This window comes from Micromonospora sp. 067-2 (assembly GCF_046549295.1).
Lineage (GTDB): Bacteria > Actinomycetota > Actinomycetes > Mycobacteriales > Micromonosporaceae > Micromonospora.
This window is the reverse complement of the sequence record NZ_JAJPWB010000009.1, coordinates 56,168-68,947: the sequence shown is the minus strand read 5'-3', so window position 1 is coordinate 68,947 and position 12,780 is coordinate 56,168. Positions and strand designations below refer to the sequence as shown.

Sequence of the window (12,780 nt, the reverse complement as noted above, 5' to 3'; positions counted from 1 at the left end):
TCACCCGATCCATCATCGACTGTCAATGCCTGGGGTGTCGTCGTCGCGCTGGCGGCGTGGGTGTCGGCCGACTGGGTCGGGGAGCCCGGCAGCGTGGGGCCAACCGGGGTGACGACGCGATGACGTCGGCGTAGCCGGTGGATCACAGGTCGATGACAACGTTAACATTCATGCCTCTGACAACGTTGACATTCGCATCAACATCGAGTTCTCTGAATGTCGATGGTCCCTCGACCCCCTCCGCGAGGGACGCCTCGATCTTGGAGCTGCCATGAAGATGCGATGGTGGTGTTTCCCTGTCGTCAGCAGCCTCGCACTGCTCGGGCTGGTGGCCGCACCCACCTCCCGGGCCGATGCCGCGGTGACGGATCCGGCCGCGCTGGTCAATCCCCTACTGGGGACCTCGCACGGCGGTAACACCTTTCCCGGCGCGGTCACGCCGTTCGGCATGGTCCAGTGGAGCCCCGACACGCCATCGCGGCCGCCGGGTGGGAACTACGCCTACGGCGACACGTCGATCACGGGTTTCAGCCTCAACCACATCTCCGGCCCGGGTTGCAACGCCACTGCCGACGTGCCGATCCTGCCGACCGTCGGCGCCGTCAACGGCGCGGCGACCTCGAGTTTCTCGCACAGCGCCGAGTCGGCGAGCGCCGGCGCGTATTCGGTGACGCTGGGCAGTGGCGTGAAGACCGAGCTGACCGCGACCACCCGCTCCGGAATGGCCCGGTTCACCTTCCCCACCACGGGCCAGGCCAACCTGTTGTTCAAGTTGGGCTCCGCCGGCACCCGGACCGACGCGATGAGCTTCACCCGGGTCAGCAGCACCGAGGTCCGTGGCTGGATCACCTCGGGGCATTTCTGTGCGTCGAGTCCGACGTACACGCTGCATTTCGCCATGCTCTTCGACCGGCCCATGAGCTCGAACGGCACGTTCAGCGGCGGCAACTCGGTGACGTTCGACGCCAGCAGCAACCGCGTCGTGCAGGCCAAGGTCGGCGTGTCGTTCGTGTCCGACGCCAACGCCGCGGCGAACCGGACCAGCGAGAATTCGGGCTGGGACTTCGAGGGCACCCGCCAGGCCGCCCACAACGCCTGGAACGGCATGCTCGGGAAGATCCAGATCACCGGCGGCACCTCGGACCAGCAGAAGGTCTTCTACACCGCGCTGTACCACGCGTTGCTGCATCCCAACGTCTACAGCGACGTCAACGGGCAGTACACCGGCTTCGACCGCCAGGTGCACACGGTGAGTGGTGCGCAGAAGGCGCAGTACGCGACCTTCTCCGGTTGGGACATCTATCGCAGCCAGGCCCAACTGCACGCCCTGGTCGACCGGCAGTCGGCGAGCGACGCGGCGCAGTCCCTGGTCAACGACTACGCGCAGAGCGGTTTCCTGCCGAAGTGGTCGCTGAACAACGCGGACACCGACGTGATGAACGGCGACCCGGCTCCCATCATCATCTCTGACTACCACGCGTTCGGTGCCACCACCTTCGACACCACCGCGGCGAAGAACGCGATGGTGGCGCAGGCCAGCGCCCAGAACATGATCCGCAAGGGCAACCGTTACATCGACACCATCGGCTACCTGCCGACGGACGGCACCTACGAGAGTGGCTTCTACGGCCCCACCGCGACGACGTTGGAGTACGCCACCTCCGACTTCGCAGTCGGTGCGATGGCCGGCCGGCTGGGTGACACGACGAACCGCGACCGATTCGTCAACCGTGCTCAGTCCTGGCGCAACGTCTTCAACCCGGCCACGGGCTTCATGCAGGGCAAGCAGCTCAACGGGCAGTGGCGGCCGAACTTCGACCCGAAGAAGAGCACCGACATGGTCGAGGGCACGTCCTGGCAGTACACCGGCATGGTGCCGTTCAACCTGCGCGGCCTCGCCGACGCCAAGGGCGGCAACGGCAGCATGATCACTTACCTGGACAGCGTGCTGTCCAGCCTGCACGGCCAGAGCAACGACTCCGACAAGGCCGACATGGGCAACGAGCCGTCGATGAACCTGCCCTGGGCATACGACTACGTCGGGCAGCCCTGGAAGACGCAGGCGAAGGTCCGCCAGGTGCAGAACGAGCTCTGGCCCAACTCGCCGGCCGACTGGGGAGTCGGCAACGACGACCTCGGCACCATGAGCGCCTGGTACGTGTGGTCCGCGATGGGGATCTACCCGAACACCCCGGGCACCTCGGACCTGGCCCTGGGCAGCCCACTGTTCACCGACGTGTCGGTGTCGCTGGGCGGCGGCGGCAGAATCCAGATCACCGCACCGCAGGCGGCCACCAACGCGCCGTACGTGCAGAGCGCCTCGCTGAACGGGGCGAACTGGAACAACGCGTTCCTTCCGCAGTCGTTCGCGACCGGCGGCGGCACCCTGGCGTTCACCCTGGGAACGTCCCCGAACACCTCGTGGGCGACCGGTGCCTCCGCGGCCCCGCCGTCGTACCCCGGCACGGGCAGCACCACCGTCACCGGCCCGCTGCGGGGTCAGGAGTCCGGCCGGTGCGTCGACGTCCCGGGCGGGTCGCAGAACAACAGCACCGTGGTCGCGCTCTGGGACTGCACCGGCGGTAGCAACCAGGCCTGGACGTCGAACTCCACGACCAGGGCCCTGACGGTGTACGGCAACAAGTGCCTGGACGTGCGGAGCTCGGGAACCACGGACGGCACCCCGGTGCAGATCTACGACTGCAACAGCAGCGGCGCACAGCAGTGGAACCTCAACGCCGACGGCAGCGTCGTCAACGTCGGGTCGGGCAAGCGCGCACGGCACCGCCAACGGCACCCTGCTCGAAATCTGGACCTGTAGCGGCGGCACCAACCAGAAGTGGGCACGAGCGTAGCCGTCGGATTCCGCGGGAGGTCTGCTCCGCTGCGAGGGCGCCTCGACGCCCTCGCAGCGGAACACTCCTTCCACAGCACCACCGGCATGCAGGGCCGATCGCGCCATGCCCGATCCGGGGGTGCCCCTGTGGGCTCGTGCAAGGAATCGGGTCGGCGTCGGGGCTGTGGTGAGGGCAGGATGACGTGGTGCCTGATCTGCTGTGGGATGACGTCAAGTGGTTCTTCGATCCCGGGGTGATGGGGTCGTTGCCGGATGTCTGCGTGCCTGGCGTCTCACTGGAGGACTGTCAGTCGGTCCCGGCATCGCGCAAGGCAGAGCAGGGCCTGGGTGTGGTGCTTGCCCTGGGTGATCTTCTTGTCGTGGCAGGCCCGTGAGAGAGCCTCCCGGCATACCAACAAGCCGGCGGTCATGCCCCTGACCAGTGGTCTGTCGATGCCTCCGGGCCGGTGACACCACACCCCAGGCCATGCGTTCAACAGGGGGAGCAGTCATGCCGGACCCGGAGGCCGGGCGTTCCTTTCGGGGCCACCAAGAAGGTAATAAGGATCCACCAGGTGTTGGGCGGGAAGCTCAGACCGTCGATGGCGAGTCGTTGTTCGGGATTGGTCAGCTTCGTGCCCACTTCTGGTTGGTGCCGCCGGTGCAGGTCCAGATTTCGAGCAGGGTGCCGTTGGCGGTGCCGTGCGCGGTCGCGTCGAGGCACTTGCCCGACCCGACGTTGACGACGCTGCCGTCGGCGTTGAGGTTCCACTGCTGTGCGCCGCTGCTGTTGCAGTCGTAGATCTGCACCGGGGTGCCGTCCGTGGTTCCCGAGCTCCGCACGTCCAGGCACTTGTTGCCGTACACCGTCAGGGCCCTGGTCGTGGAGTTCGACGTCCAGGCCTGGTTGCTACCGCCGGTGCAGTCCCAGAGCGCGACCACGGTGCTGTTGTTCTGCGACCCGCCCGGGACGTCGACGCACCGGCCGGACTCCTGACCTCGCAGGACACCCGACTGCGTCGGCGGCGTGCTGCCGCCCAGGGCGGCAACCAGGGCCGCCGCGGCGCTCGCCTGCGTGTTGTAGTTGACCCCTTGGACAGGCCCGGCCCACACCAGGCCGTGCTGTCCCGCGCTGTTGGTGTTGCGAGTGATGATCGAGTTGGCCTGGGTCTGGATGAATCCGTCGTAGGCGGTGGTGTTGGCGGCGGTGGCCAGCGTCCGGAGGCCCCGTATGAAGATCCCCTTGAACGCGGGCCCGTCGGCTCCGCAGTTGTTCGGCTCACAGTTCTCGGTCAGGATGCCGTTCCTGACCATCCGGGTGGTCGCCGCGTCGGCGGTCGAACGGGCGGTGGTGAGCAGGCCGGTGTTGCCGGTCGCTCGGGACAGCTCGGCCAGTCCGGCCAGCACCACCCCCTGGTTGTAGGTGAACGTCGAACTGTTGTAGCCGCAGGTGTTGACGTTGATTCCGTCGATGACCAGACGGGAGCTGTTGATGAGGCCGCTGCCGTTGAACCAGTTCCACTCGGCGTTCGCCCAGCCGAGGTAGGTGGTGTCACCGGGTATCCGGTTGTGCAGAGCGGCCGTGACCTGCAGGAAGAGCTCGTTGGCGATCGAGGCCTTGTAGGCCTTCTGGGTGCTCCAGTAGATGCCGCCACCACACGTGGAATCCCAGTAGGTGTGCATGAAGTTGGCGTCGGTCCGCGCCATCTGCAGGTAGGCGGTGTTGCCGGTGATGTCGTAGGCCTGGATCCAGGCCAGCGCCCACCACCCGACGTCGTCCAGGTACTCGTTGATGAAGTTGCCGGACTTGTTCTTGTTGAATCCCTCGGAGATCGCATAGTCGTACGACGAGTCGCCGGTCGCCTGCCGGTACGTCATCACCGTGCTCAGCGCCACCGCGCCGGTCCACCATCCACCGCCGATACGTCCGGAAGTGGCGTCGTAGGACTTCATCAGGGTCGCGATGCTGGCGGAGGCAGGGATCTGGGCGGCGGCTGCGGCCGCTGCGGGCGATCGGTCCGCTACTCCCACCACCGATCCCAGTCCGGTGACTGCGGCTGCCGCGATGGTCAGACAGCGTGTGAAGAACGAATTGCCCATCTCGATTCCTCTGGTTGTCGAGCGGTGGGTGCGGTGTGATGGTTGGTTGGCCCACTGTCGCCAGACCGGCGCTCGCCCTGCCGTGCGGGGACGTTCACGGCAGCAAGGTCCAGGAGTGTGCCCACGGTGACCACGGGGCTGGTCCGCTGTGTGTCGTGTGGGACAGCGGACCAGCCGTCCGTGGGTGGTGCGGTTGTTGCTAGGGGTTGGTCAGCTTCGTGACCACTTCTGGTTGGGGCCGCCGGTGCAGGTCCAGATCTCCAACAGGGTGCCGTTGGTGGTGCCGTGGGCGGTGGCGTCGAGGCACTTGCCGGAGCCGACGCCGACGATGGTGCCGTCGGGGTTGATGGTCCACTGTTGGTTGGTACCGCCGTTGCAGTCGTAGATCTGTACGGCGGTGCCGTCGGTGGTGCCGGCCGCGTTGACGTCGAGGCACTTGTTGCCGTAGACGGTCAGTTGCCGGGACGGGGTCGCGGTCCAGGACTGATTGGTGCCGCCGTTGCAGTCCCAGAGCGCGACCACGGTGCCGTTGGTCTGGCTGGCACCGGGCACGTCGACGCACCGGCCGGACTCCTGACCCCGCAGCACGCCGCCGACGTTGCCGTCGCCGGGGCCGTTGGGAGTGACCGTCAGGTTGTCGAACTGGTTGGTCTGGTAACCCACGACGCCGATGCCCACCTGTCCGGTGCCGTACGAGGCGTCGTTGACCGTGCCGAGGGTGGCGCCGTCGAGGGTGGCGGTGATCTGGGTGCCAGAGAAGCCGAGCTTGATGGTGTGCCAGGTGTTCAGGCCCAGTGCGGGACGGGTGCCCGAGGCCAGTGTGGTCGTGGTGTTGCTGGTGGTGTGCTTGGCGATGGACCAGCTACCGGTGTTGCTGATCCGCAGCTGGTAGGCGGCCTGCCGGTTCTGCGGACGGAGCTGGGTGTTCGCCCGGCCGAGCAGGGTCACCGTGCCGGCCTGCTGCATGGCGACGTCGGTGCTGACGGTGTAGTTGCTCCAGGAGGTGTCGCCGACCAGGCCGAAGGCGTCGCTGTCGTCCTGCCAGTTGATCGGCTGGACCGGTGCCACCTGCTGCAGGCACCTGCCGGTGCGCCCGGCGGCGCAGTCGCTTACCTCGTAGGCGCCCTGCATGGTCTGGAAGTACTTCGCCATGCCGCGGGCGGGGTAGCTGTCGAAGGTGTCCGAGTACGGCAGCGCCAGTGCCCTGGTCGCCGGGCTGGTCGCCGTACCCTTGCCCTGCCCGGTCGTGGTGGTGAGCGTGTAGATCCGGTTGGGCTGCATGGTGAGGGAGTAGGACCCGTTGGACGGGGTGATGTCGGCCTGCCTGACGAAGTGGGTCGCCGGGTTCGACGAGCCCATGTCGGTGGACCAGACGCGAACGGTTCCGGTGCTCAGCCCACCGGAGACGGTCACGTTCACCGTCTGGGTGGACGTCGTGCCGCTGGTCTCGTAGATCGTGGAGTAGTCGGTGTTGTTCGGGGACTTGAGGCTCACGTAGCTGCCGTTGGCCCGGTTGCCACCGAGGTAACCGCTGGCCGAGCTGTTCAGGTAGCGCCAGCCGGGCTGCGTGAACTGGGCGTAGTGCGCGTTGGCCCACAGGTTCCTGCCCACCCGGTACGAGCCGGACCACGGTGAGCCGGCGTCCATCAGACCCACGGTCGCGTACGGCAGGTTGGGGGTGATGGCGGCGATCAGCGGCCAGTTCATGTACCCGGTGATCTCCGCGTCCAGGTAGCCGCGGTTGACCGTGCGGATGTACGGGACCACCCCGTCGTTGTCGTCCTGTGAGCCGAACTCGCTGGCCCAGAGGGGCTTTCCCGAGCTTCTCGCGTTCTGGGTGGTGGAGCAGGACTCCGCCTGCGACAGGTAACCGCACACGTAGTGGTTGCCGAGCACGCCGACCGCGTTGCGCAACGTCGGGTCGTTCGCGAACTCGTCGGCCATGCCCCAGCCACTGTCGTCACCGACGATCTGCACCGAGGAGTACCCGGCCGCGTTCAGCGCCGAGCGCAGGTTCTTGTACCAGCCGCTGTAGTGGCCGCGCTCGTTCCAGCCACCGAGATAGTTGATGGTGAGCCCGTGCTGCCGGGCGCAGTTCAACCACGAGATGTCGTAGTCGATCATGTCCTGGGACCAGAAGTTGTGGTTTCCGATCCAGCCGGGTGCCGTCCAGGGCAGCGCCACCAGCTTGATGTTCGGGTTACGCGCGACCGCCTGCTCGCCGAGCCAGAACTCGTAGCCGACGTTGCAGTTGGTGTCGCCCCGTACGTGCTGGTGGCTCGGCTCCGCGCCGTCGGTGGAGTTGGCGTCGCCGCCGATCTCCAGCTTGAGCAGCTGCACCGCTGCGCCGTAGCTCGGCTTGAACAGGTAGTCGAGGATCTGCGACCGCTGGGGTTCCGGGTAGTCGATCAGCAGTCGCGAGTTTCCGCCTCCGCCGCTGATCGCTCCGACGCCGTCGAACGTCCGGCCGACGATGCCGCCGTTCACGTTGACCGTCGTCGTGGCGGCGCTGGCCGGTGTGGCGCTGACGACGTAGGCCGTCGTGGCAAGTAGCAGGGACGAGACCACGATGCTGAGACGACGACGTCCTCTTCTGTGCGGGGATGGGGACATGGGGGTTACTCCTTTGTGGTGGTGGTGCCGCGGGATGGGCGCGATCAACCTCCTGAACCGATCGGGAATCAACAAGATCGAACACAGCCTTACATCGACCATCAAAGATGAACGTTACGAGAATGTCAACGTTGTCATCTCCGCGGAAACGGTCGCCCGGGAAGCGGTGCGGGGAAGCGACCTGTCGGGGGTGTGTCACCGCCGCCGGCCGCGTTCGGCGACTGGCGGCGGTGACCGGCGACAGGTCAGCCGAGGTGCCACTTCTGGTTCGCGGTGCCGGCGCAGTCCCAGATGATCAGGCGTGCACCGTCGTTACCGTTCCAGCCGTCGATGTCGACGCACCGGTTGGCCTGCGGGTTGACCAGATCGCCCGCCGCGGAGAGGACGAACTGCTGGGCACCGGTGCCGTTGCAGGACCAGAGTTGGACCACGGTTCCGTTGGCGGTGGAGCCGCCCGTGACGTCCATGCACTTGTTGTTCTGGGTCCTCAGTGCCCCACCGGTGAACGTCCACGCCTGGGCGGCGGTCCCGTTGCATCCCCAGGTCTGCAGCGGTACGCCGTCGGAGAAGTTGGCCGAGGGCACGTCGATGCACTTGTTGTTCCAGTTGCTGATCAGGCGGGTGCTTCCGCCGCCGCCGGTGGTGACCAGGCTGAGGCCGTAGGTGCTGAGGATCTCGTTGACCGGCTGGAACCACATCGTGCCGCCCGAGCTGCAGTTGCCGGACCCGCCGGAGGTCACGCCCTGCGCCTGGTTTCCCGAGATCCACGAGCCGCCCGAATCCCCGGGTTCGGCGCAGGCGTTGCTGCGGCTCAGCCCGGAGACGGCACCCTGCGAGTAGTTGATCGTCTCGTTGCGGCCCAGAATCGTGCCGCAACGCCAGCCTGTCGTGCGGCCCGACCGGCACACCGAGCTACCGATCGCGGCGTCCTGGGAGCCCGCCACGGTCACATTGCCGCCCGAGTAGTTGTTGACCCACGGTTGCGGGGTCCACGAGCTGTTGGTGCGGATCCACGAGTAGTCGTTGCCGGGAAACGACGAGCCGGCGAAACTGCCCTGTGCAACGTTGTTGTATCCGAGGGTGGGGCTGCCGGTGCCGCCGCAGTGTCCGGCGCTGACGAAACCGCCGACGACCGCGAAGCCGACGGAGCAGAGCGTGTTGCCGTTGATGACGTACTGGTCGCCGCCACGGATGTCGTAGAGGGGCCTGGGCGCTTCGGGGTTCTCGACGACGGCGATGGCGTCGACAGCGACGCCGCTGTCCCGGGCGAACGTCCTGGCGGCCGGTTCGCCGCCGGGTCCCACCGTCACGACGACGCGGTTGGCCCGGACGTCGACGTACCAGCCGTGCACCTTCCTGCCGGCCTTGGCGCCGCGCCTGTCGAGCGCCGTGAGAGTGGCGGTGAGCTGCCTCTCGCTGTGGGAGACCACCGAGGCATCGGCGCCCTCGGCGCGTACCGCGCTGACGGCGGAGGTGTCGGTGACCGCGACGGTCAGGCGGTCGCCGCCGTCGGGGATCCAGGCGCCGGCGAAAGACGGGCCGAGCCGCTGGCGTAGCCGCCGCTCGACGGCGGGCGCTGCCGCCTCGACCCGCACCCGCTCGCCGATCTGGGCGTCGGTGAGGTGCAGATCCCGCCGCAGGGCGGCGACCATGCCGGGGTCGATGTCCAGGGTGGGCGTCGCGGTCGGCGCGGTCGGTGCCGGGCGTGCGTCGGCGAAACCGACGGTCGGCGTGAGACCGAGCATGGTGAGCACTGCGGCGGCAACGCCGAGCACTCTTGGGAAACGATTCATTGCGGGTCCTTCCAGCTCCCGGCCGCGGGTCGACCGCGGACCGGCGGTGGCGGAGGGGGTGTCGGAGCAGTCAAGAGAGCGCTCTCTCGAATGCCGAGTCTGATCCTTTCATTGCTGTGTGTCAATATATGAAGGTGGCTCTCCGGGCTGACTGTCGGGCGGTCGTCCGGTCCGGACGACCGCCCGAACGCGTCAGATGCCGAATACCTCCACCTCGAAGACCCGGGCCGCCGGGTCGGTGGTCTGCGTCGGAGTCAGGACGTTCAGTCGCACGTACCTGCCGTTGACCGCCACCGGGTGGGTGCTGACGTTGGCCGTGTTGCCCCGTACCTGCGCCACGGTGGTCCAGGCGGAGCCGTCCGGCGACACCTGCAGGTCGAAGTCCCGGGTGTTCCAGGCGCTGTCCTCGCCGCCGGCCCCCGCGTGGTAGAGGGTGACGGACTGGATGGCGTGGCTGGCCCCCAGGTCGACGCGGAGGAACTTGGTGCCGCCCAGCGAGCACCACTTGTCGGAGACACCGCCGGAGGTGCTGCCGTTGACTGCCTTCTCGGGCCCTTCGGTGCTCGCGCACTGGGAGTCGGCGGTGGCCGGCCGGTTGAGCGCCAGGTTGGTCGGGCCGGAAGCCCCGTACACCTCGAACTCGTCGATCCGGGCCGCGCCGTTCCCGTCGTTGGCCGGCGTGGTGACGTTGAGCCGGACGTAGCGGGCGGTCACCGCCGAGATCGGGTGGTACGTGCGGCTGGAGCGGTTGCCGGACACGGTGGTACGCGTCGTCCAGGTGGTGCCGTCGGTGCTGGTCTGGATGGTGAACGCGCCGGTGTTCCAGCCGGTGTTCTCGCCGCCGAGACCGGCGTGTTTCACGACGAAGGACCGGACAGTCTGGCTGGACCCCAGGTCCACCTGGAGGAACTTGGTGCCGGCCGCGAGGGAACACCACTTGCTGGTGCTGCCGAGCCTGCCGTCGAACGCCTTCTCCGGGCCTTCCGCCGCGCCGCACGCGGCCGAGCCGCTGGCCGGCTTGCCAGCGGCCAGGTTGACACCCAACTCCGGCGCGGCGGGCGGTGGGGTGGATCCGTCGGTGAACGACGGCGGTACGTTGGCCGGGTCGGTGCCCCACGACGAGGGGGAACTGCCCATGCTGTACGACAGGGTGGCCCCGCCGGCGATGTCGCCGTACCGCAGCCAGGTGCGCTGCGTCGACGTGCCATTGACCGACAGGCTCTGGACGTACTGATTGCCCGGCGCGGCACCGGTGCCGTTGATCTGGACGTCACCGGTCGGACGGTCCACGAGGATCGACGGGAAGAGCGGACCGTGCAGGGCGAGCGTGTCGGCTCCCGGCGTGGGGGGATACATGCCCAGTGCCGACCAGACGTACCACGCGGAGGTTGCGCCGAGGTCGTCGTTGCCGGGCAGGCCGCCGGCGCCGGTGGTGAACGACTCGTTCATCACCCGTCGGACGGCCGCACTGGTTCCGGCCGGCGCGGCCGCGAAGTGGTAGGCCCACGGGACGCCGTGCTCCGGTTCGTTGCCGATGTAGAAGAAGGGTTGCGACTGACCGCCGTTGGTCTGGGTGAAGTGGTGGTCCAGCCGTTGGATGGCGGTCTGCCGGCCGCCCATCAGGTTGATCAGGCCGGCGAAGTTGTAGGGAACCATCCAGGTGTACTGCGACGCGTTGCCCTCGGTGTAGCCGGACTGGCTGGCCGGGTCGATCGGCCACGGCCAGGTGCCGTCGGCGTTGCGCCGGTGGACGTAGCTCGACTCGGTGTTGAAGACGTTGCGCCACCACTGGGCACGCGTCATGTGGGTGTTGTACTTCGCGGTGTCACCAAGCGCCCGGGCGAACTGGGCGACGGCGAAGTCGCTCGCCGAGTACTCCAGCGAGTCCGACGGGTCACCGTCGATGTACTGCCGCTGCACGTACCCGCTCTGCCGACCGCGGATCGCGTTTCCCTGGGTGGTCCCACCGTTGGAGCTCTTCTCCATCAGGGCGAGAGCAGCCGCGGTGTCGAAGTCACGGGCACCGAACTGGTAGAGGCTGTCCACGATGATCGGTCCGGGGTCACCGTTCATCACGAACGCCTCGTTGGTGTTGTGCGACCACTTGGGCAGGAGGCCGCCCTGCTGACCGTCGAGCACCATCGACTTGGCGATGTCCGCGGCCTCCACCGGTGCGACGAACGCGATCAGCGCCGACCACGACCGGTAGATGTCCCACCCGGAGTAGTTCTGGTACACGGGGTGGTTGGCGGTGTGGATGGCGTTGTCGAAGCCGCGGTACTGCCCGTTGACGTCGTTGGACACGTTGGGGTTGATGAAGACGCGGTAGAGCGCGGTGTAGAACTTCTGCAGGTCGGTGGCGGACCCGCCGGTGGCCTGCACCCGGTTGAGGATCGCGTTCCACTGCGCGTCGGCGTTGGCGCGTACGGTGTCGAACCCGACGTTCGACTGCTCGCTGGTGAGGTTGGCCTGGGCGCCCGCCTGGCTGACGAACGAGATGCCGACCTTCACCTGCACCACGGGATTGCTGGAGGTGTCGAAGGTCAGATAGCCGCCGGAGTTGGTGCCGCTGGTGGTGGACGAGCCGGCGCTCACGGTGCCGCCGAGCCAGGTCCCGACGCCGCTCGGGGCGCGGTCGAACTCCATCCGGTAGAAGATCTGGTAGGTCCTGCTGTTGCCGCAGAAGCCACCGCCGGTGACGCTGCCGGTCACGGTGGAGCCGCTGATCGCGATCGAGCCGTTCCGGCTGCCGGTCGCACTGCGGCTGGTGTTGATCAGCACCCGCGCGGTGTTGGTGGAGGGGTAGGTCAACCGTAGGGCAGCCGTCCGTGTGGTGGCCGACGCCTCGACCCTGGTGTTGCCGTAGTTACTGAGTACGGCCTGGTAGAAGCCGGGACGGGCCTGCTCCTGGCTCTTGTTCTGGGTGGCACGGTAGGACGTCCACGAGGTGCCCGGTGAGGCGCCGATGGCACCGGTGATCGGCAGGATGCCGAGGTCCTCGTTGTTGGAGCAGCCGGCGCCGTTGAAGTGGGTGAGGCTGAACTCCTCGATCTGCGTGTCGCTGAACCGGTAACCCGAGGGCGATGCGGTGGGCGTGTCCGGGCTGAGTTGGACCATGCCGAAGGGTTGCACCGGGCCGGGGACGGTGCTGCCGCCGGCGCCGCCTCCGACGGGGTTGGGTGCGTTGCTGTCGTCGGTCCCGATGAACGGGTTGACGTAGCCGGTCAGGTTGAGGGGCGCGGCCGTGGCGGGCGAGGCGACGGCGACGAGCAGGGACGTGCCGGTGACGGCGGTGGCCAGCAGGCTGAGCAGACGGGACGGGCCTGATCGGAGCATGTGGGGTCCTCCTTGGGGGCTCGAATGAGCGACTCCCGCGACAACGTTGTCATCGAACAACGTCGAATTGATATGTAGTCCCTTTGACGACAGGTGTCAATG

At 67.5% G+C, this 12,780-nt stretch carries 6 protein-coding genes; 2 read left to right on the top strand and 4 right to left on the bottom strand.

The features are described 5' to 3' along the window. The first annotated feature begins 271 nt into the window (after nt 1–271). Both ACLJN9_RS22060 and ACLJN9_RS22055 read left to right on the top strand, forming a co-directional pair. Nucleotides 272–2,821: a lectin gene (locus ACLJN9_RS22060; protein WP_410813385.1), complete on the top strand. Its 2,550-nt coding sequence runs from the start codon at nt 272–274 to the stop codon at nt 2,819–2,821. Between the two features lie 221 nt (nt 2,822–3,042). Continuing rightward, the gene (locus tag ACLJN9_RS22055; RefSeq protein WP_410813384.1) at nt 3,043–3,231 is read left to right on the top strand and encodes a hypothetical protein; all 189 of its coding nucleotides are present in this window, start codon (nt 3,043–3,045) and stop codon (nt 3,229–3,231) included. A 232-nt stretch (nt 3,232–3,463) separates the two neighbouring features. Here ACLJN9_RS22055 and ACLJN9_RS22050 read toward each other — a convergent pair whose 3' ends face one another. The 4 genes from ACLJN9_RS22050 to ACLJN9_RS22035 form a co-directional block, all read right to left on the bottom strand. Further along, nucleotides 3,464–4,789: a glycoside hydrolase family 76 protein gene (locus tag ACLJN9_RS22050; RefSeq protein ID WP_410813383.1), complete on the bottom strand. Its 1,326-nt coding sequence runs from the start codon at nt 4,787–4,789 to the stop codon at nt 3,464–3,466. A gap of 357 nt (nt 4,790–5,146) precedes the next feature. Next, nucleotides 5,147–7,504, bottom strand: a complete 2,358-nt coding sequence (locus ACLJN9_RS22045) for a ricin-type beta-trefoil lectin domain protein (protein ID WP_410813382.1) — start codon at nt 7,502–7,504, stop codon at nt 5,147–5,149. 290 nt (nt 7,505–7,794) lie between these two features. Next, the gene (locus ACLJN9_RS22040) at nt 7,795–9,342 is read right to left on the bottom strand and encodes a ricin-type beta-trefoil lectin domain protein (protein ID WP_410813381.1); all 1,548 of its coding nucleotides are present in this window, start codon (nt 9,340–9,342) and stop codon (nt 7,795–7,797) included. 192 nt (nt 9,343–9,534) lie between these two features. Next, the gene (locus ACLJN9_RS22035; protein ID WP_410813380.1) at nt 9,535–12,678 is read right to left on the bottom strand and encodes a GH92 family glycosyl hydrolase; all 3,144 of its coding nucleotides are present in this window, start codon (nt 12,676–12,678) and stop codon (nt 9,535–9,537) included. Between the last annotated feature and the right edge of the window lie 102 nt (nt 12,679–12,780).